This window comes from Phascolarctobacterium succinatutens, assembly GCF_023497905.1.
GTDB lineage: Bacteria > Bacillota > Negativicutes > Acidaminococcales > Acidaminococcaceae > Phascolarctobacterium_A > Phascolarctobacterium_A succinatutens.
In genome coordinates, this window is record NZ_CP097284.1 from 1369115 (window position 1) to 1390328 (window position 21214).

Below are 21214 nucleotides of genomic sequence, written 5' to 3' on the forward strand. Positions count from 1 at the left end.
GGGGTATTATTTCGCCGCAAGCATTTATTTACTTACTTTATATAATGAACATCATAGGCAACTGACTGCACACACTTAGCTTCTGCATCATAATCAAAAAGCAGTACCGCAGGCTCACCGCTGTACGCCAGCTTCAGCTCACCCCGGTCAATAACCACGCTCTGCCCCACATTCATATCCATCCACTGCGGGGAACCGGTCTGATTGCAGACAATTATCGTCACATCAGTTACCTTAGATGCATGCAGCCAAGCGGGAAGCGGATTACCGCATACCTGTGTCGGCGGCCAGGCAGCAACGTCGACAATTATTTCGGCACCGTGTGCCTTGGTTCCCTCATAATATTCCGGGAACCACAGGTCAGCGCACACCAGCACTCCTGTCTGCAGTCCGCTGCAGGGAAGCACGGTAAAACTGTCACCCTTGCGCGCCCAAGACTCGGATGCCATGCACTCGCCAAAGAGCTTGCGGTGACGGCCGATGATTTCACCATCAGGACCAAAGACAAGACAGCTGTTGAAGTTTTTATCACAGGCAGCATCATATTCGCCGCAGCCTAAAAAGAGGGTAATGCCATATTCACAGCACAATTTACGCAACGGCTCCAATTCAGGTGACGGTTGTGGCACTACCACAGCGTTTTCATCTATGCGATAAAAATAATATCCCTGTACTGCCACCTCCGGCGTTAATACCCAGTCTGCGCCCTGCTCTGCAGCAATACGCACTGCCTGCTCCAATATCTGCAGATTGCGCTCCTGCGGACCGCAGCTGAGCTCTAAATGACATAAAGCAATTTTCATTCCATTGCCTCCGAAAATTCTAAACAATCATTTTTTCTATTTTATTGTATATACTAAGAATATAGTCAAGCAAAAGATACTACCAAGCAGCTTAGTTATGTCAAAAGATATGTAGAAAATACCTGTTAGATGTCAGAAGCATTACCTGACGCATTATTTATTAACAAAGAAACGTCAGCGAAGCGAAATACTTTGTTAAGCACCCGACGCTGACGTTTTTTTACTTTTGTATGCGTTTTATCGCTTCACGCTTCATGCTGCATTCCGCGCCATAGTCAGACTTATCCTCGAAGCCATACCAACGCGCGAAGCAACCGCCGCCGCACAATTTAAAATCACCGCATTGACGGCAAAAATCCATAGACTCGGCAATCACCTGCTTAGTTTTTTCTACCAAAGCAGGCTCTAAGCCGTTATATACATTACCAAGGTAAAAATCCGCATTGCCTACCAGCGAGGAGCAGGCGTAAATATCCCCCTTGGCATCCACAAATGCTGCTTCACCGTTCATGGCGTAGCAATGGCCGAAGGTCAGACTGCAATCCTTACACAAAAGCTGCGCCCGCTCCTGCTGCGCAATCGCTATGCGCATTCCTGTGAGCTTCGCCAGCTCGTCGCAGCGCGCAAAAACGCGCTGCATAGCCTGCTGCATCGCTGCAGGCGTTGGCGGCTGCAGATTGCGGCCACGTCCCTGCCCGCGCAGGATGTCAAAGCCGATTTTACGGATGTTGCCCAAAAAATAGGCAAAATCTACGATGCCTTCCAGTGTATCTACATTTTTCGATGTCACTACACAGGTTACGCCGCAGGCAATATTGTTGCGGCGTAAAACCTCAATACCTTTGAGGATTTCTCCGGTCGCACCGTAGCCATTCTTTTTCAGCCTCAGCTTATCATTGACAGCCGGTCTGCCGTCAAGGCTCACGCCGATAGCAACCTTATTTTTATAGAGATACTTGGCAATCTTATCAGTAAGCAAAGAGCCGTTAGTCTGCAGCTGCAGTACGGCAGGCAGCTTTTCCTGATGCACATAATCTACCACTGCCTTCAGGCAATCAAAGTTCAGCAGCGGCTCGCCGCCGCTGAACTGAATTACGAAGCGTTCACCGCCGTCCGCCGCCAGCTTAACTGCTGCCAACGCTGTTTCCGGTGACATCATACTGCGTTCATGCTCGGCAGCATAGCAGTAACGGCAGGCAAAGTTGCACTGGCCGGTCAGGCTCAGCACTAACATTTTAATGCCCATCTGCTCTGTCCTCCAGCTCGCCCTCCATATCAAGGTAGAGCTTTTGCAGCTCTTCTTTGGTTTCCGGCTTAGCCTGCCACAGTCCGCGCTGTTCTGCCTCCAGCAGAATTTCCGTCATGCGCTGCAGCGCCCAGGGGTTCACATCACGCAGCCATTCCTGTACTGCCGGGTCAAAGGTATATTTTTCAGCATATTTTTCGTACATCCAGTCCTCCATAACGGCGCTCGTCGCATCCCATTGGAAGCTGTGCGCAATCATGTTGGCCATATCGGCAGCGCCCTTATAGCCATGCTGCATCATGCCCTTGATAAACTTAGGATTAATCGCCTCGCTGCGGAACAGGCGCTTTGCCTCCTCCTGCACGCTGTGCATCGTCACACGCGTCCTGTCGGTACTATCGCCGCAGTAGGAGCGCGGCGCGCTGCCCTTAATCGAACGCACTGCTGCAATCATGCCACCATGATATGCATTGTAGTCATCACTGCTGAGCATATTTGTTTCGTGGTTATCCTCGTTTTTAATCGTAATATCCAAGCTGCCCATACGCTTGCGGAACTGCTGCGGCAGGAATTTACCCTTGGTTTTGCCGCCATAGGCATGACCGCCCCAACGTACATAAACATCGGCAATATCATCAATGGTTTCCCAGTTCTTGCTTTCCAACAGCGCCGCAACGCCTGCGCCATAGGTTCCCTGCGCATCGCCAAAGACGCGGAAGGCCGCCTGACGCCATGCTGCAGCGTGCTCCATACCCTCCTGCTGCTCCAGCTCCCTGGTATCCTCCTGAATATGCTTGCGTACAAAGTTTAAGTCATCAGGCTCATCCTGCTCCGCTGCCAACAGCACCGCCTTATCCATCACTTGCATTACCGACGGCATAGTATCGCGGAAGAGGCCGCTGATACGCGCCGTAACGTCAATACGCGGACGTTTGAGCTCCATCAGCGGAATGACCTCCAGGCCGTTGATACGCAGGCTGCCGCTCTGGTACTTGGGACGGATGCCCATGAGATAGAGGAATTCAGCAATGCACTGGCCATGACTGCGCATATTCGCGCCGGACCAGAAGACCATACCGATATTTTCCGGATAATGACCTTCCTCCGCAATGAAGCGCTCTACCACCTGGTCGCCCAGTGTCTGGCCGATTTCCCATGCCGCCGGAGTTGGCAGGCAGCGCGGGTCCACACCGTAGAAGTTGCGTCCTGTCGGCAGCAAATCAGCGCCGCCGCTGGAGGGCGCACCACTAGGACCAGGCTCGATATATTCGCCCTCAAAGCCACGCAGCATATTGGTAATTTCCTGTTTCGTTAAAAGCAGATTGGGGTAAAGTGTATCTACAATATAGTTGCATACCACTTCCAGCTTTTCTCTGCTTTCCGCCGGTGCCTGCTGCACCCAGGGCAGCTGCAGAGCGTCGGCAACAGCTTCCTTCACAAAGTCACGCTGCTGCAGGCAGCGAATCAGCTCGCGGCACTGATTGGCGATACGGTCAATCAGCATACCATAGGTGATATTCAGCGGTTCGTATATCAGGCTGCTGTTTTCCAGCAGATAGTAATAATCAAAGCCATACAGCGCAGCAATTGCCTGCGTCAGGCTGGGGATATTGCCGTTATCAAGACGCAGCAGCAGCCACAGATAATCCTCCAGCTGCTGGTCCTCCGGCGGCTGTCCCATAATATGCAGGCCTGTGTGTACCTCCATATTCTTCAAATCCGTAATGTAATTATGCAGATTCATCACGTATTCGTCGAAGGGCTTTTCTTCATCGTAAGTAACCTCATCCTGCAGGTTGGCCTCGGCAACCTTCGCCAGTACAAGCTCCTGCAAGCGCGGCAGATTATCCGGCTGCGTGCTGCTGAAGTGCACGTATTCGTCCATGAGCTTTTCCAGCTCCTCCAGCTCGTCGTACACTCCCGCTTGTGTCTGCGGCGCCGGCAAATGCTCAATCAGGCAGGCAGCGCCACGGCGTTTTGCCTGAATGCCCTCACCGGTAATAGTGATGTTATAAGGATAAATATTCGGCAAATCTCCCAGCGCCAAATCCGGGTAGCAGCTGCAATCAAGGCCGGCGTTCTTGCCCGGAAGCCATTCCAGGCTGCCATGCGTACCGATATGCGCAACAGCGTCTGCCTGCCAAACATCGCGTACCCAACGGTAGAAGGCAAGATATTGATGCGTCGGTGCAACGTAAGGATCGTGGTAAATTTTCTCCGGGTCCTCGCCAAAACCACGCGGCGGCTGCACGGTTACGAAAACATTGCCGTTCATCGTTCCCGGTACCAGGATATCGCCGTCATATTCCATGACAGTGCCGGGCGCTTCGCCCCAATCCTTCACCAGCTGCTCCTGCACCTTTTTGTCCATCAGCGCAAAGAATTCTCTATATTCTGCTCCCGTCAGCTTATAGGCAGCATCAACCTGCTTTTCCGTCAGCATACTGCGGTCATTGGTGGCATTAGCCGTCAGCTGTTTGATAAATTCCTTCGTATCCTCAGGAATCCAATCTACCTTATAGCCACGCTCGCGCATAGCAGCCAGCACGCGACGGATGCTTTCGATTGTATCTAAACCGATAGCACTGCCGATATTGGAATTACGTGGCGGATAGTTATGGAAAATAATAGCGATTTTCTTCTCGCTGTTGGCCTTGTGGCGCAGCATCGCCCACTTCTTCGCCTTGGAGGCCATGCGCTTTACACGCTCCATATTAGGCAGATAGCGGACATCGCCGTTTTCCAGAATTTTTTTGTGTGCTATAGGCACGCCGTGAATAATACCATCAAATTCCGGCAGAGAAACGCTGATGGAAACCTCCATAGCGTTCATGCCTTCAAAGCTGTCCTTCCATTCCTCAAAGGGCGCAATTGTCGTATAGGCAGCCAAAACCGGTACGTTAAGCTTTTTCAGATAATCAAGGTTAATCGAACCGCCGGTAGTCATGGAAAACTTCATGACATTCAGCAACACATCGATTGCAGGCACACCGTCCGCATTGCAGAAGAAGCTGTTGAAAACCTGCGTCAGACTGGGCATGCCCATCTCCTCCACCGGCATGCCGTTGCTGAAAACGCAGACAGCGTTGACGCCCTGTGCTTCCAGCTCTTCTATTATCGCAGTCTGGTAGGTCAAATCGCCCCACACCCATTCGTCGCGATAAAAAAGAATACCGGCTGTCGGACGGCCGCTGACGCAAAAATCACGCTGGTATTCCGCTAAATCGGTATATACCTTTTTCGCGCGCGGGTGATAAATACCGCACCAGTGAATCGGGTTAGGCTCATCGACTGTAATAGTCTCACCTTGCAACAGCTGCTGCAGATATAACCACAGATTGCTATAGTTGATTTCGCCGCCGAACATGCAATATTTTTTGATAACAGCAAGCTGCTCTGGTGTCAGTCCCTGCGCCAGCTCGCCCTCCTTGCTGCCGGCAGCATCAATATAAAAGGGCAGGCGCAACTGCTTCAGCAAGCTTACACAGCGCTGCAGAAACGGTGTATCCAGACCTGTACCCATCCATTTCATAATGACCAGCTTGGAGCCGGCAAGCTCCTTGTGCCATTTATCATCCCAAGCCGTCGCATCTGTAATCCAACGGCAGGCGCAGGCATTATCTAGCTTGCCTTCCTGCTGCAGCTTTTCCATAGTCTGCTGCATCATACCCATGCGGCGAATAACATTCGTCAAGAAAATAACCTTCATAATTTCCACCTCATCTTAAAAGAACTGCTTCTGCATTCTGCGCAGCAGATACAGGAAGTACGGCGTACCTAAAAACGCCGTCATAATGCCTACACGCACCTCTGCCGGCGGCATAATAATGCGTCCCAGCGAATCGCAGAATACCAAAAAGGCTGCGCCGCCAAGTGCGCTGGCAGGCAAAAGCACGCGATGGTCAGGACCGATAAGCATACGCATCATATGCGGAATAACCAAGCCGACAAACCCGATATTACCACTGACGCAAACGGAGGTAGCAGTAGTCATAGCTGCTACAAAAAGCAGCCCCATGCGGAAAGCAGTAACAGGCATACCAACGGCTTTGGCTTCCGTTTCGCCCAGCACCAGAATGTTCAGGTGACGTGCCAGCAGGCACATAATAATAATGCCGCACAGCACAGGTCCCACTGCCAGATATACGTGCTCCCAACGACGGTAATCAAGACCGCCGACCATCCAGAACAGATATTGCTGCAGCTTCTGCTCGTTCATAAATGTAAGCAGACCGGAGGTAATCGCACCCAAAAGCATACCCACGGCAACGCCTGCCAAAAGCAGCGTCATAACAGGTATTTTGCCGTTACGCATCGCCAAAAATACCGTCAGGCACACAGCACAGATACTGCCGCAAAAGGCAAAGGCCGGCATAGCAAACATGCTGCCAGAGGCTGCACCCAAAGCAATAGAAAGCACGGCACCGGTAGCAGCACCGGAGGAGATACCGATAAGACCGGGATCAGCCAGCGGGTTGCTGAAGATGCCCTGCATTACAGCGCCGGAAATCCCCAGCGCCGCACCTACAAGCACACCTACCAGCATACGCGGCAGACGGATATACCAGATAACGGCAAGCTGCTCCCTGCTGTAATCAGCATCCGTAAAGCCTGGCAGATTCAACTGAGAGCCGATAACTGCCAGCGCTTTGCCCACAGGCACATCTATCTGACCGAAGGTCAGCGATACACAGGCAATAACAACTAAGAGAACTGCTAAAAGAATAATAGCCAATGGACTCCGTTCACGTTTAATAATCATCTACAAACACACTTCCTCAAAAAATTTCCGGATATACAGCATGCGCGATGTTTTCAATAGCATCGACAATATGCTGGCTGGCAACATAGCGGTATTTGTCCGAAACAAACTTAATCTGCTTGTTGCGTACAGCCTTGACATCACGATAAGCAGGGTCATTCATTACGGCATAAGCATAACCCTGCACATCCTGTTTATTGTTATAATTCCAGGTCGGCAGCATAAAAATATCCGGATTTATGCGTACCACCTGTTCCTTGCTGATAGCAGGCATACCATGCTCACTCTTGTTTTCATCGGCAACAATGGCTGCGCCGTTAATTACATGCGCCATCGTCAGCATGCTGTCGAGCAAATCTCCTCTCCGCCCCATGGCAGAGGTAAAATTAAAGGCCACAGCAACGCGCCTTTCGCTTGACGGAATCCGCCGCAAGCGTTTTTGCAGCTGCTGCAGGTGCGTGTCCATCTTCTGCACCATCAGCTCCCCCTGCTGCTTTTCGCCCACCGCTGCAGCTATGCCGCGGATTTTTTCGCACATCTGCTGATAATTATGCGGACTGCGCGCTATATACACAGGCACGCCCAACCCCTCCAGACTGCGGACCAAATCACTTGAGGTAGCAGTCGAAGCAACAACAAGATCAGGCTGCAATGCGTAAACCGCTTCGGTATTTTCCGGCACCTTGCGTCCCACAGTATAGGCCTGCTCCTTGGTAATAAAGCTGATTTCGCTGTCGCCTGCCCAACGGCTGTAGGCCATAATACGTTTTATGTCAACTAAATCGGTAAGGATTTCATCCGTACCATATGTAAGCGAAACTATCCGCTGCGGCTTATGCTCAAAGTGCAGCGTCCTTCCGGCATCGTCCGTAACGCTGTAGGCTGCATCCGCCGCCGGCGGTGCAGGAACATCGGCAGCCTGCTGCTTACTGCATCCTGCAGTAAATACCAAAAGCAACAGGCTTATAATCATCAATAGCTTTTTCATAGACCACCTACTCTACTTTATTCTTTTTCCTGCGGATAAAGCAATTCCACAGTCGCTCCAGCATGTAAGCACTGCCCTGCAGGCCTACCATCGGCTGCTTGGTAATAAACACCTCATCATTCGTAGGATAGCAGATATTGCAGGCATCAAAGCTGCACTGCTTTCTGCGATAAAGAACCGAGCTTTCGCTGCTGCTTGCCAGCAGCAGTACATTTTCACAGGTTTTAAAATATTCACTGATGGCAGCATCGTCCACGCCGACAGTGTAAATCGCCTCTGCAGTGTCGCAGGCAGGCGCATCTTTGAGCGGTTGCTGGCAGATGACCGTCAGACTGCCGATATCGGTCCATTCGGTGCGCAGCGTCTGTGCGAGGCACAGCGCCTGCGTCGCAGGCGCGCTGACGAGCACGTTGTCAAACCACATGCTACCCCAAAGCGCAATCGCTTCATTATTACGGCTCATTAGGTAATTATCCTGCGCCTGAGCTTCTGCCGTCACCTTGTCCAACGCAGGAGCCGGCAACTGCGCGTTTATCTGCTGCAGCCAGCGCAGCGTTCCCTGCACCCCGTAAGGCAGTCCGGCAAAAATATACGGCGTGCCGTATTGCTTCTGCAGATATTCGGCAAGCGGCAACCCCAGCTCCGCATTCGTAACAATGTTCAGCGCAGCTTCAGGCAAACGCTGCAGCTCCTCCAGCGTGCATTCGCAGCCGGGAGTGCACAGCACCTCATAGCCTGCCAGCTGCAGTAAGCGTTTTAATTCCCGCGTATCGGCCGCACCCTGCAGATAAAATTCCGATTGTCCTAAAATATTCACTGCCAAGGACTTTGCTGTCGCAGTCTGCGGCAACAGCTGCGCAAACAGCTTCTTGGCAGCCTTGGCGTAGCCCTCGGCAAAGCCGCCGACCATACCGCCGCTGTCCAACGTAACTACCGGAAACGGCAGCTGCAGCTTGCGCGCCATGCCTGCCAGGTCATCACCGATTAAGCTCAGCGAGCAGCTGCTTTCCAAAAGCAGTACCGAAGGCTTATGACCATCCTCCAGCATACGCCGCAGTTCCTGCGTTACATATTCCTCGGAGCCATAAATAACAGCGTTATTATCAGGCTGTGAGCCGTAAAAGCGCGTATACATATCGGGACGCGCCTTTTCCAGATGGCGTAAAGCATAAAAATAACACCACAACGGTCCGTTAATCAAAACCTCACTCTTATCAATAGCAGCAAAAAAGGCTCCTGCACCTGTCAGCGCACAGGTATCCACACGCTCGCAGATATTGCCCCAACCTTGCTTTTCAGACATAGCGCACGCCTCCCTTCAGCCTGCTGCACAGGCTCTGATAGATTCCCTGCATCATCTTGACCTCACCGGCAACGGCAACCTGCGGCAGCATCGGCAGGAAAATTTGGCGTGCCTCCTTATTCTGCAGTTCGTGCGTTGTCAGCACAATGTCTGCATCCGCTACCAGCTTTTCACCCTCCGCCGTAGTATAAACAGGCACATCGCTGTTTTCCTGCACAACCTTCAGCATCGCTTCGCGCTCATCACCGTCATAGGAATCCAAGAGAATAATGCCGGTAAGATTCAAGCGCAAAAGCTTGATGGTCTGCAGGATATTCCCCGGATGAAAATATCTTAGGATACGGCCGATGCACAGCACTGTTTTCTTGCCTTCCGTTACCGGCAGAAAATGCTGCAGCTGCTCATCTAAGCGTTGCTGCTCCAGCTTCAGCACCTGCTGTGCCAACTGCTCACGCCCCAGCATACGGCCGATGCTGATAATCCAGTCCTGCGTTTCCTGCCAGCCGACAGGATAAATATCGGCCAGATAATGTGTGCCGTATTTTTCCTGCAGCTGCTCCGCAACCTTACGCAAGCCGATATGCGTCTGCCCGCGGCCGCCAAGCACAACCGCATATTCGGCAGCCGCCACCTTTTCCAGCTCATCCATAGCCATATAGCCGGGGAACTGACCGATAACCTCTACGCCGAACTCCTGCAGAATACGGGTAACCTCTTTTGCGTAATGGCCCCACGGGCCGCCGTTATCGCCTAAAAGCAGGACGCTGTCCTTTTGCTTGGTACAAGGCTTGACGAAGCGCTCCAACAGCTTTTGCGTAATTTCAAAATAACCATCATAATATTCTGCACCCAAAAAGCCGCAGCATTCCACAGTCAGAATAGGAACATTATATTCCTCCTCTACCTCGCGTGCCACGGATTCCACATCGTCACCGATAACACCGGCAACGCAGGAATTGGCAATCATCAGGCATTTTGGCTTATAGGTTTCAATGGCAAAGCGCAAACATTTTTCCAAACGCGCCACACCGCCGAAAATTGCGTCCTTTTCCTGCATCTGGCTGCTGAGCAGCGGAACGGAGCCCCATTGCTCGCGTTCATTCTCGGAAAGCGTGCGGTATTGGGAATTGATATCCATCGTGCGTGCTACATGAGCACAGGCACGCGGGCTGTGAAAAACTACTACAGCGCCGTCCATGTAGGCAACAGCGCGCCACACGCCCGGCATGCTGCAGCTGCAGCTTTTGCGTGCACTGTAAAAGCGTCTTGTTTTAATTGCCATATTCGGCCACCAGCTTTTCAAGCTCCTCAAAGCTCATCGGCGTAGGAATAGCCATGTTTTCATTATGCCAGATATCATGCGCCAGCTTGCGGTAAACACCGGCCTGAGCGCTTTCCGGTGCATATTGCAGCACTGTCTGGCGATTATTTTCCGCCTTATTGACGATAACGTCACGCGGAATAAAAGCAATCAGCTGAGTGTGCAGGCGTTTGGCAAACTCCTGCAGCAGCTGCTGCTCGTTAGGTGTATTACGGCCGTTGCCGATGATACCGCCAAGACGCACACCGCCACGCATAGCAAAGCGTTTAACGCCCTTGGCAATATTATTGGCAGCGTACAGGCTCATCAGCTCGCCGGAAGAAACAATATATATATCGGTTGCGTAGCCTTCGCGGATTGGCACAGCAAAGCCACCGCAAACTACGTCACCTAAAACGTCATACATAATCAGATCCTCGTCCGTCAGCACCTCCAGCGAACGCAGCTTTTCCAGCGCCACAATAATACCACGGCCCGCACAGCCTACGCCCGGTTCAGGACCGCCGGCCTCTACGCATTTAATGCCGTTATAGCCAGTATGGACAATATCCTCTGCCGCAACCTCATCATTATCGCGCACCATGTCCAGCACAGTCTGGCTGCAGATACGTCCCAGCAAAAGTCTGGTAGAATCATTTTTCGGATCGCAGCCGATCTGGCAAACCTTAAGACCATCCTCACTGAATGCAGCCGACAGATTTGATGTTGTTGTGGACTTGCCGATACCGCCCTTACCATAAATCGCAATTTTTTTCATTAGACATTGACCTCCATCCTATACTCAAAAACTTCTATTCAACTAGCAAGAAAATATGATATAATTTACTAGATAAAAAGAAGTGATATTACTTCTTTTAATATTAAACTATATACTAGTATTATAGTCAAGCTTATGAGGAACAATTATGATTAATAAAGACAAGCGAAAGTACTTTACTGCCGGCGAGCTGGCAGCAATTTTTAATATATCTAAGCAGTCATTGCTCTACTACGACAAGGTTAACCTGCTTTCACCGGATTTTGTCAGTGAAAATGGCTACCGCAATTATTCTATCCAGCAATTTCTGGATTTGGAGATAATCGTCAACCTGCGTGCGCTGGATATCAGCATTGCCAATATCAAAAAATATCTGGAGGACCGCAGCAAGGAGCATTTTCTGCAGCTGCTGCAGGAAAAAACAGCGGAATGTCAGGCAATAATCCACAACAATCAGGAAATCTGCGACACCATCGAACGCATCAAGGAGGATATGCACGTCAAGGAGCTTAATACATGTCGCCACCTGACGCTCAGCTGGCAAAATGACCGTCTGCTGCGTCTGACGCCGCTTGCGGAAAGTGATGACGGCAAAAGCCGTATTACCAAATTTGCCCGTCATGGTCAAAGACGCGCGCATCACAAGGGAGCACTGCCTAATCATGCAGGCTGGGTTTTAGACCAGGAGAGCTTTTTTAAAAAGCATGAATTTCAACGTTCACAGGCATATTTTTCCTGCGTCACCAGCGCCACCAAGCATAGACAGTCCATCAAAATGACGTTGCCTGCCGGTCTGTATCTGGAAATTATTTTTTCTGGTACCTTTTGCGAGAACGCTGAAAAATTATCCCAGCGCATCGAACGCTTTCTACAGACCAATGATTTGGAGCCTGTCGGCAATATTTATATCCTTCCTTTGGAAAATCATTGGTTCTCCTGCGACTGCGAGCAGTACGTCAACAAAATCTTTCTGAAGGTTGAGGATAAAGATACTTCCTCTCTGACGTAAAAATTCTCCCGCGTTATGCTTAAAACTACACCTTTACGTATAATGTCTAAGATAGCCTTTACTGAATCCGCTCCATGTGAGCGGACTTTTTGCATGCAAAAAACGCTAAAAACTTCAAAGCCTTTAGCGTTTTTGTTTACGTTTTACGTTCTTCAATTAAGTGCCTTCTACACAGCCTCACAGCTGCAGCTGACTCAAAAAGTTTAAGCTGTTCAACGGCTTATCTGTCTGAAAGAAGATAAACTTGAAGAGAATTTTTTCCAGCTCCATGAGCGCGCCGCCTCGCACACTAAAGGGCGCCGGCTGCTCATAATCGAGCTGCGCCAGCCACTGCCACAGCTCGCGTGTTTCTGCACCGCACGGCTCCAGCCCGTCACCATTATAGCTGCTTCTGCAGCTGCTGCAGATAAGCCCGCCCTGCAGCGGACTGAACCACGCATTCTCCTGTGCCGTCACAGCCTCACCGCAATGCACGCAATGCGTAAGCTGCGGTGCAAAGCCCGTAGCCGCCAGCAATTTTATAGCATAAGACAAAACAACCAGACGCGGATTGCGCTGCATCAGCGCCGCCAGGGCAGCGCCCAGCATTTCATAAAGCTCCGGCTGCGGCACTCTGTCCTCCGTCAGTACGGCAGTAAGCTCCGATGCTACCGCCGCATAAGCCATCTGCTGCATATCCATAGACTTGGGCATCTGCAAAAGCTCACAGCTGCGCAGCTTGTCTATCTTCTGACCCTGCTGAACCTCAATATGCAGATTGGCAAAGGGCTGCAGCAATCTGCCATGTATATTTTTTTCATAGCGGGCACCATAGGCGATAAAGCGCAGCTTGCCATGCTCCTTCGTAAAGCAGACCGCATATTTATCAGCCGTCTGCCAGTTTTTCACATGCAAAACAAGCGCATCATCTGCCAAAAGCTCCCTTTGCGACTCACTCATCCTGCTGTTCTTCTTTCTGTTCCTGCTCCTGCGGCAGCTTCGCAGCCAGCACGCGCACTACGCGGAAGCCCTCCGTGCGCAGCACCTTAAAGCTGTAGCCGGAAATTTCCACAGCATCGCCAATCTCAGGCTTGCGCCCCAGCAGACCGAACACATAACCGCCGATGGTATCCTCCTCAGGATCATCAAATACAATCGGCAGCTGCTCTGCCACATCGTCCAGCAGCACCATGCCGTCAAATTCAATCCTGCCATCGGGAAGCTGCAACACGTCCGGCGGCTCCTGCGCTTCATGCTCGTCCTGAATATCACCGACGATTTCCTCTACGAGGTCCTCCATCGTAATCAGGCCTGCAGTACCACCGTACTCATCTGCCACCAGTACCATCTGCACATGACGCTGCTGCATCAGACGCAGTGCCTTCGGCACAGGCATAGCCTCCGGAATAACGACAATCGGACGCATCAGGCGACGCAGGTCAAAGGTAGTCTGCCCCGGCTTAAGCTTCAGCAAATCACGCACATGCAGCGTACCCACAACCTGGTCCTTATCCTCCATGCAGAGCGGATAGCGTGTATGATGACTGCTGCGTACAACAGCCATATTTTCTGCCAGCGTATCATCCAAAAACAGGCATACCATATCCTGTCTTGGCACCATGACCTCGCGCGCCACACGGTCGGCAAAGTCAAAAACATTGCCGATCATGCTGCCCTCGACATGATCAATCTGGCCGTGGCGTTCGCTGGCACTCACCAGCTGGCGCAGCTCGTCCTCACTGCTGGCGCTGCCCTCCTTGTGCCAGGTGCCTGTTTGCAGGTAATGCCAGGCAAGCGGCAGTCTGTGCCAGAAATCAATCAGTTTCTGAAAAAAATTGATAAGTCCTCACTCCTTGTAGCCAAGCTGCTTCAAGGCTTTATCCTTGTTACGCCAGTCAGCCTTAACCTTAACCCATAAATCCAAAAAGACCTTGCAGTACAGCAGGTTTTCGATATCAGCACGCGCCTGCTGTCCAATTTTCTTCAGCAGGCTGCCCTTAGCGCCGATAACAATGCCCTTTTGCGATTCTCGCTCTACAAAAATTGTTGCTCTGATATAAACGTTTTCTTCGTCGCGCTCCTTGAATTCGTCCACCTCAACCGCTACGGAATGGGGAATTTCATCACGCGTCAGGCGCAATACCTTCTCACGGATCATTTCAGCGGCAATCACGCGCTCCGGCTGGTCGGTAATCATATCCTCCGGGAAGTACGCCGGTCCCTCCGGCAGATGCTTAGTGATTTCCTGCACCAGTCCGGAGAATTCGCTGTCATTCAATGCAGAAACAGGTACAATCGCCGCAAATTTATACAGCTTATTATAACCTTCCATAATCTGGAACAGCTTTTGCTTGTCTGCCAGCTTGTCAATTTTATTTACTACCAAAATTACCGGTGTTTTTACCTTCTGCAACAGGTTCAGGATATAATCCTCGCCTGCGCCGCGTTTTTCGGTTGCATCCACTACAAAGAGGACAACGTCAACCTCCTGCAGGGTGCTTTCTGCCGTACGCACCATGTATTCGCCCAGCTTATGCTGTGGCTTATGAATGCCCGGTGTATCAAGAAACATAATCTGTGCGTTATCAGTATTCATAATGCACATAATCTTATTGCGTGTAGTCTGCGGTCTGTCGGACATGATGGCGATTTTCTCACCAATCAGACTGTTTGTCAGAGTGGACTTGCCCACATTCGGACGTCCCACCATTGCCACAAAGCCAGCATAATGTTTAGCTTCTTCGTTGTTTACCTTCTTTATCTTAATCAGCTCCTGTTATCATAATTCAAAACCATACGGCAGCAACTCTTCTACCGTGGTAATTTTAAAGTCACCCTTCATATTTGCCAAAATCACGGTCTGGATACCAAACTCGCGCATTACCTGTCTGCAGGCACCGCATGGAGAAACGGGGCCGGAGGTATCTGCAACTACGCACAGCTCTGTCATCTCACGCTCACCGGCGCAGGCAGCATGGAAAATAGCGTTACGCTCGCCGCAGACACAAAGTCCGTAGGAAGCGTTTTCCACATTGCAGCCACCGTAGATTTTTCCGTTGGCACAGCGTACTGCCGCACCTACAGCAAAGTTGGAATAAGGAATGTAAGCATTCTTACGGGCAGCAACCGCTGCATCGTACAATTCGCGCCAAGCCGGGGATAATTCATTCAGTTTTACGTCTTTCATGGAAAGCACCTCCTATGTTTTTTACAGGTTAGTTATAAATAATTGTGCATTAAGCATCAATGAATGCCTGTGGGATGGTCAAAATATTCTTCTGAAAGGTTAATCGCACGCAGAGCTTCCTCCTCTTTCGCACGCATTTCAGCCTTATCCTCCTCCGTCATATGGTCATAGCCCAACAGATGGAACATACCATGCACTGCCAGATACGTCATTTCGCGCTCCAGGCCGTGCCCGTATTCCTCTGCCTGACGCAGTGCTGTTTCCGCCGAAATGATGATATCACCGAAAAGATGCTCCTCCGGTCCGCCAATCAGCTCCGGCTCATCTTCATCCTCGCAGTCCTCGTCCAGCGCAAAGCTCAAAACGTCGGTAGGTTTATCCATACCGCGATACTCACGGTTCAGCGCATGGATTTCCTCATCGTCGACAATAGTTACATCAACTTCGGACTCCTCCGGCAGCTCATTCAAGCGTGCTACTGCCTGCAAGCCCTCCTGCAGGCGCTCCAGCACCTGCGCGGAAAGCTCCAGCTTCTGCTGGTCATTTTCCAAATTAATTATCATGCTTGTTTTTCTCCGTTATATTTTTCTTTTTGTTTTTCAAAGCGTTCATAAGCCTTGATGATGGAACCCACGATTTCGTGGCGCACAACATCCTGCTCGCTGAACTTTATCACGCCGATTTCCGGAACATTTCCCAGAATACGCGCAGCGTCCTTCAGGCCGCTGTTCTTGCCGCCCGGCAAATCTATTTGCGTGATATCGCCGGTAATAACCATCTTACTGCCAAAGCCAAAGCGCGTCAGGAACATTTTCATCTGCTCCGGTGTAGTATTCTGCGCCTCGTCCAAAATGATGAAGGCGTCATTCAGCGTGCGTCCGCGCATATATGCCAGCGGTGCAACCTCAATCGTACCCTTGGTAAGATACTTTTGGAAGGTTTCCGTGCCCAGCATATCGTACAGGCCGTCATAAAGAGGACGCAGATACGGGTCTACCTTATCCTGCATATCACCCGGCAAAAAGCCCAGCTTTTCGCCTGCTTCTACCGCAGGACGCGTCAAGATAATGCGCTCCACCTCTTTTTTCTTCAGCGCCGCTACTGCCAGCGCCACTGCCAGGTAGGTTTTGCCTGTGCCTGCAGGTCCGATGCCCAAGGTTATATAGTTATGACGGATGGTTTCCACATACTGCCACTGTCCCAATGTTTTGGCCTTCACCTGACGGCCACGGTTGTTGACAATAATCGTATCAGCGTACATGCGATGCAGACTTTCCAAATTTCCTGCCTTCACCATATACATGCTGTAACGCACATCATGCGTTGTCAGCGGCAGTCCCTGACGGTACAAAAACAGAAGCTCCTGCAGCAGCTGTTCCAGCTGTGCCACCTCTTCGGCACGTCCGCTCATTGTAATCTGATTGCCGCGCGCGACGATTGTACAGTCAAAAGCACCACGGATTAAACGCAGAAATTCATCATTACGTCCGCAAATGCCAACCATTTCCTGCTGGTCAACAGTTTCGAGTATACCTTGTATTTTTTCTTCTTCACTAGCCAAGCAATTTCCTCCTACCTGTTTTAAAAGGGGTGTTAACGTTTTTCTATCGTAACCTTCTTAATGATTACAGGCTCCAACGGTTTATCATTGGAATCTGTTGCTGTTTTGCCGATTTTATAAACAACATCCATGCCCTTGCTTACCTTGCCGAAAACAGCGTGCTTACCGTCAAGCCATTTAGTTTCACGCAGGGTGATAAAGAACTGGCTGCCGCCGGTATTCGGGCCGCGGTTTGCCATGGAAATTACACCGGGGCCGTCATGTAGCAGCTTACTGCTGAACTCATCCTTAATAGTATAGCCGGGACCACCGGTACCGTTACCGGCAGGGTCACCGCCCTGAATCATAAAGTTATCGATTACGCGGTGAAAGGTAAGGCCGTTATAAAAGCCCTTTTCTGCCAGCGTAATAAAATTCTTCGACGTTTCCGGTGCATAATCTGTTGCCAGCTTCACCTCAAAATCGCCCATGCTCGTGTTGAAAACAGCCGTCGCAGGCTCTGCCTTCGGCGCCTGCTCCTGCTTTTCCTGACCGCAGGCTGTAAGTACCAGCGCGCACACCAGCATCAGGCAGATTATTAAAAATTTCTTCATGCTCTTTCCTCCCATAGAAAAGGATATAATTTCTCAAGTATATTATACAACTAACAAGCGCCGCATTTCAAGCGTTTGCCCAGCCAATCGCTCAGCAACGCGCCTGCCTGCTCACTGTACTGCGTAAAGCTGTGGTCGCCGCCTGCAAAGATATGCAGCTCTGCCGCCTCGCCAACGGCTGCGGCGTTGCGCTGCCCCTGCTCTGCCAGCACCACCTCATCCGCACTGCAGTGCAGCAAAAGTACAGGCAAAGGCTGCGCTTTTTGCAGCAATGCAGGCAAATCGTATTGGTCAAAGTCCGTCAGGAAATCCGGTGTCAAATCGCATTCGCCGCGTTCATCGTTAAAATGCAGGGTTTCGCCGCTGTCCAGACGACGATATTCGTCCTCCGTCATCACATAGCGGAAGGTAAAGCGCAGATTATTCGGCGTTGCCCACAGAATCAGGCCGGCGAGAGCTCCGTCCTGAGCCGCGGTAATGATGGAGGCAGCGCCACCCAAGCTGCGTCCCAAAAGAAACAGCTTACAGCCGGGCTGTCTGCGGCGTACCTCCGCCAGTACGGCGCGCAGCTCCTCTACCTGACGCGAAATTATCTGCGTACCCGTAAAGTTAAAGCGCACTACGGCAGCGTGTGCAGCAGCCTGCTGCGCCACTCCTGCAGCGCGCCCGCCGCTGTCGCGGCTGCCGCGGAAGCCATGCGCCATAACAAGTACAGCATTATTCTCACTCCGATTCGGTTCTACAACACACTCTATTTCCCCTAACGGTCCTTGAAATATAAAGGTATCCTTCAGCATCTTCACTCACTCTTTTCGTAAAATTTTAACGCATTACCTGAAGCATTCAGCGACTCGCTGCATAACGCATTTTTTAACGTATCACCTTAAGCTTCTAAGCTCACGTTCAACCCTAAGTCTTTTTCACGCGTAGCACTTAAGCGTTTTTATTGTCAGACATTCTATACAGGCACACGCCCATGCGCCCTGTTTTGCCCTGCTCCGCGCGGTAGGAACAGAACATTTCGTGGTTATGCTCTGTGCAGACGCCGGCAGTAAGGATATTTTCCGCCTTTAATCCTGCGTCCAGCAGTACCTCGCGGTTATAACCCCACAAATCCAGCAGATACTTGCCCGGCTTTTCTGCTCGTGGCGCAAAGAACTGCTCGTAGCCTGCAGCCTTACTGCGCACAAAGTCGTCCACCTCATAGCAGCATTGGCCGATAGAAGGACCAATCGCCGCAACGATATCTGCGGGACGGGAGCCGAAGGATTGCTGCATAGCTTCTACAGTATTGCGCCCAATCTGTGCTACCGTACCGCGCCAGCCTGCGTGTGCCACAGCGCACACGCCTTGGCGCTCGTCGGCGAAAAGCAGCGGCACGCAGTCTGCAAAAAATAGCAGCAGCGGTACGTTTGCCAAATTCGTAACCAAAGCATCCGTATCCTTAATCGTATCAGCAAGCGTAGTAGCACCGGCGCCAACCAAGGCTTCATCTACAACAGCAACATTGCTGCCATGCACCTGCTCGCAGGTAGTAAATTTTGATGCGTCCAAACCTAGAGCCTGCGCAAACAGGCGACGGTTCTGCAGCACCAGTTCCACCTCATCACCCACATGCAAAGCCAGGTTCAAAGTACCCGGTACCATGTCGCTTTCTCCATGCAGACGACAGCTGCAGGCATTACCGAAGCCCGCCTGCATCAAACGAGGGAACATTCCCCACCAGATATTATTTTTTTGCGTAATGATAAAATCCTGCATCAAAACCGCTCCTTTTATCTCTAATACCAAAAGAGACGGCTAATGCCGTCTCCCTTTGCAAGTGCCTGCGGCACCCTTTTGCTATTTACTTTTGATATGCTGGCACACCTTCCGGTATATCCAGCACTACGGTGATAATCACCGTGCTGTCGGTAGCCTTGGCTGCTGTGTCCATAAACACAACCTTGGCACCATTATCCAGATAATAATTAACCTCTTTCACAGCTCCGTTATTGTTATTGGAAAACGTAAAGAGTCTTTCCTTAGCCAGTGCCGAGCCGCTGAAGCCGGCCACCAGCATAAGAGCCGTTAAAGTAAGCAGTAAATACTTCTTCATATTTTGCACCTCTATTTTGCGTCTTTAGATTTCTGCATGATGCGTTCCAGCTCCTGCATAAAATTACGCACATCGGCAAACTGACGATATACGGAAGCAAAGCGTACATAAGCAATCTGATCCGTCTGCTCCAGATACTTCATAACCAGCTCACCAATCTGGGCGCTGGGAATTTCCGCATCCGCACTCATCCGCAGCTCTCGCTCGATGCTGTCGGCAATCTCTTTAATCTTTTCATAAGGAACTGGGCGTTTTTCGCAAGCCTTCAAAAGACCTGCCAGCAGCTTTTTACCGTCAAAAAGCTCGCGACGACCATCCTTCTTGCTGACAACAAGCGGTGTTTCCTCATATTTTTCATATGTAGTAAAGCGTTTGCCGCAATTAGGGCATTCTCGTCTGCGACGGATAGAACAGCCTTCCTCTACAGCACGGCTGTCGATAACACGGCTGTCTCGGTAGGAGCAAAACGGGCACTTCATATTACTGCCTTCCTTTCAATCAGTGACGCAGCCATGGCGGAATTTCATTCGGATCGGAGAAATTCTTGATAACACCGCTACTGTTGCGGTTGATAGATGCTGGACCGCCAACTGCATTTTTGGTAACAGGAGATTTCTTCTCAAAGCCTGTTGCGATAACCGTAACACGGATTTCGTCATTAAGGCTTTCATCAATAACAGCACCGAAGATAACCACTGCATTGGGATCTGCTGCTTCATTGACAATATTGGCAGCTTCGTTAACGTCAAACAGGGACAGCTCCTTGCCGCCGATAACGTTAATCAGTACGCCGCGAGCACCATCGATAGATGCTTCCAGCAGCGGGCTCTTGATAGCAGCTTCGGCTGCAGCCTTGCCGCCGCCTTCGCCCTTAGCGGTACCAACGCCCATCAGAGCGCTGCCTGCATTGGACATAACAGTCTTGACATCGGCGAAGTCAACGTTAATCAGACCGGGAACAGCAATCAGGTTGGAAATGCCCTGAACGCCCTGACGCAATACGTCATCGGCCTTTTTAAATGCTTCCAGCATGGAAGTACGTTTTTCGATAATCTGCAGCAAACGGTCGTTAGGAATAGTTACCAGGGTATCAACCTTTTCCTTCAGGTTGACAATGCCTGCCTCAGCCTGCTTCATGCGGCGAGGACCTTCAAAGCCAAAGGGTTTGGTTACAACGCCGACAGTCAGCGCACCGATTTCTTTGGCACATTCCGCAACAACGTGCGCAGCACCGGTACCGGTACCACCGCCCATACCTGCGGTAACAAATACCATATCTGCACCCTTCAGGGATTCCAGAATCTGGTCACGGGATTCTTCGGCAGCTTTTTCGCCGATTTCAGGGTTTGCGCCTGCACCCAGACCTTTAGTCAGCTTTTCGCCGATTTGGATGCGTTTTTCTGCCTTGGAAAGCATCAGGCACTGCTTATCGCAGTTCACTGCAATAAATTCTACGCCGCTTACGCCGGCGTCGATCATACGGTTTACGGCGTTATTGCCGCCACCGCCTACACCAATTACTTTAATATTGGCCAACGGTTCAAAGGTTGTCTCTACGTCATCAAACATATTCTACGTCCCCCTTAGCTTTGGGTAGCTTATTTATA

At 50.9% G+C, this 21214-nt stretch carries 21 protein-coding genes; 1 reads left to right on the top strand and 20 read right to left on the bottom strand.

All coding sequences use genetic code 11. From position 1 onward, the window contains the following. Window positions 1-32 precede the first annotated feature (32 nt). The 8 genes from M5E81_RS06435 to M5E81_RS06470 form a co-directional block, all read right to left on the bottom strand. Window positions 33-803, bottom strand: a complete 771-nt coding sequence (locus M5E81_RS06435) for a carbon-nitrogen hydrolase family protein (protein WP_249747068.1) — start codon at window positions 801-803, stop codon at window positions 33-35. A gap of 220 nt (window positions 804-1023) precedes the next feature. Further along, window positions 1024-2049 carry a radical SAM/SPASM domain-containing protein gene (locus M5E81_RS06440; RefSeq protein ID WP_249747069.1) on the bottom strand — a complete coding sequence of 342 codons (1026 nt, stop codon included), beginning with the start codon at window positions 2047-2049 and terminating at the stop codon, window positions 1024-1026. Beyond that, complete coding sequence (gene cobN / locus M5E81_RS06445; protein WP_249747070.1) at window positions 2039-5758, bottom strand: cobaltochelatase subunit CobN; 3720 nt, start codon at window positions 5756-5758, stop codon at window positions 2039-2041. The genes M5E81_RS06440 and cobN overlap by 11 nt, the downstream gene beginning before the upstream one ends. A gap of 15 nt (window positions 5759-5773) precedes the next feature. Beyond that, window positions 5774-6811 carry a FecCD family ABC transporter permease gene (locus tag M5E81_RS06450; RefSeq protein ID WP_249747071.1) on the bottom strand — a complete coding sequence of 346 codons (1038 nt, stop codon included), beginning with the start codon at window positions 6809-6811 and terminating at the stop codon, window positions 5774-5776. 16 nt (window positions 6812-6827) lie between these two features. Beyond that, window positions 6828-7799 carry an ABC transporter substrate-binding protein gene (locus M5E81_RS06455; RefSeq protein WP_249747072.1) on the bottom strand — a complete coding sequence of 324 codons (972 nt, stop codon included), beginning with the start codon at window positions 7797-7799 and terminating at the stop codon, window positions 6828-6830. A gap of 7 nt (window positions 7800-7806) precedes the next feature. Then, a complete protein-coding gene (locus M5E81_RS06460; protein WP_009145968.1) occupies window positions 7807-9102 on the bottom strand; it encodes a nitrogenase component 1 in 1296 nt (431 codons plus the stop codon). Then, window positions 9095-10384, bottom strand: a complete 1290-nt coding sequence (locus M5E81_RS06465) for a nitrogenase component 1 (protein ID WP_249747073.1) — start codon at window positions 10382-10384, stop codon at window positions 9095-9097. Before M5E81_RS06465 ends, M5E81_RS06460 begins: the two co-directional genes overlap by 8 nt. Next, the gene (locus tag M5E81_RS06470) at window positions 10374-11180 is read right to left on the bottom strand and encodes a nucleotide-binding protein (protein WP_009145970.1); all 807 of its coding nucleotides are present in this window, start codon (window positions 11178-11180) and stop codon (window positions 10374-10376) included. The genes M5E81_RS06465 and M5E81_RS06470 overlap by 11 nt, the downstream gene beginning before the upstream one ends. 148 nt (window positions 11181-11328) lie before the next feature. On the opposite strand from M5E81_RS06470, the gene M5E81_RS06475 reads away from it, so the two are divergent. Then, entirely contained in the window at window positions 11329-12189 is an 861-nt protein-coding gene (locus M5E81_RS06475; protein ID WP_009145971.1) for a MerR family transcriptional regulator, read from the top strand. A gap of 177 nt (window positions 12190-12366) precedes the next feature. On the opposite strand, the gene recO is transcribed toward M5E81_RS06475, so the two are convergent. The 12 genes from recO to ftsZ form a co-directional block, all read right to left on the bottom strand. Continuing rightward, window positions 12367-13128, bottom strand: a complete 762-nt coding sequence (gene recO / locus M5E81_RS06480) for a DNA repair protein RecO (RefSeq protein WP_249747074.1) — start codon at window positions 13126-13128, stop codon at window positions 12367-12369. Further along, window positions 13121-13885, bottom strand: a complete 765-nt coding sequence (locus tag M5E81_RS06485; protein WP_249747075.1) for a hemolysin family protein — start codon at window positions 13883-13885, stop codon at window positions 13121-13123. Before M5E81_RS06485 ends, recO begins: the two co-directional genes overlap by 8 nt. A 129-nt stretch (window positions 13886-14014) precedes the next feature. Continuing rightward, complete coding sequence (gene era, locus M5E81_RS06490) at window positions 14015-14929, bottom strand: GTPase Era (protein WP_272881148.1); 915 nt, start codon at window positions 14927-14929, stop codon at window positions 14015-14017. An 18-nt stretch (window positions 14930-14947) separates the two neighbouring features. Then, window positions 14948-15355 carry a cytidine deaminase gene (locus M5E81_RS06495; RefSeq protein WP_009145975.1) on the bottom strand — a complete coding sequence of 136 codons (408 nt, stop codon included), beginning with the start codon at window positions 15353-15355 and terminating at the stop codon, window positions 14948-14950. 56 nt (window positions 15356-15411) lie between these two features. Next, window positions 15412-15918 (bottom strand): rRNA maturation RNase YbeY, encoded by a 507-nt coding sequence (gene ybeY, locus M5E81_RS06500; protein WP_009145976.1) that lies wholly within the window; start codon window positions 15916-15918, stop codon window positions 15412-15414. Then, entirely contained in the window at window positions 15915-16916 is a 1002-nt protein-coding gene (locus M5E81_RS06505) for a PhoH family protein (RefSeq protein ID WP_249747077.1), read from the bottom strand. The genes ybeY and M5E81_RS06505 overlap by 4 nt, the downstream gene beginning before the upstream one ends. Before the next feature lie 32 nt (window positions 16917-16948). Continuing rightward, entirely contained in the window at window positions 16949-17509 is a 561-nt protein-coding gene (locus M5E81_RS06510; protein WP_040565289.1) for a peptidylprolyl isomerase, read from the bottom strand. Between the two features lie 50 nt (window positions 17510-17559). Next, complete coding sequence (locus tag M5E81_RS06515) at window positions 17560-18306, bottom strand: alpha/beta hydrolase (RefSeq protein ID WP_249747078.1); 747 nt, start codon at window positions 18304-18306, stop codon at window positions 17560-17562. A 136-nt stretch (window positions 18307-18442) separates the two neighbouring features. Then, on the bottom strand, window positions 18443-19270 hold the full coding sequence (pgeF, locus tag M5E81_RS06520; protein ID WP_249747079.1) for a peptidoglycan editing factor PgeF: 828 nt from the start codon (window positions 19268-19270) through the stop codon (window positions 18443-18445). A gap of 85 nt (window positions 19271-19355) precedes the next feature. Then, complete coding sequence (locus M5E81_RS06525) at window positions 19356-19607, bottom strand: hypothetical protein (protein ID WP_009145981.1); 252 nt, start codon at window positions 19605-19607, stop codon at window positions 19356-19358. An 11-nt stretch (window positions 19608-19618) separates the two neighbouring features. Next, on the bottom strand, window positions 19619-20086 hold the full coding sequence (gene nrdR, locus M5E81_RS06530) for a transcriptional regulator NrdR (RefSeq protein WP_009145982.1): 468 nt from the start codon (window positions 20084-20086) through the stop codon (window positions 19619-19621). 19 nt (window positions 20087-20105) lie between these two features. Further along, window positions 20106-21176, bottom strand: a complete 1071-nt coding sequence (gene ftsZ / locus M5E81_RS06535; RefSeq protein ID WP_009145983.1) for a cell division protein FtsZ — start codon at window positions 21174-21176, stop codon at window positions 20106-20108. Window positions 21177-21214: the final 38 nt, after the last annotated feature.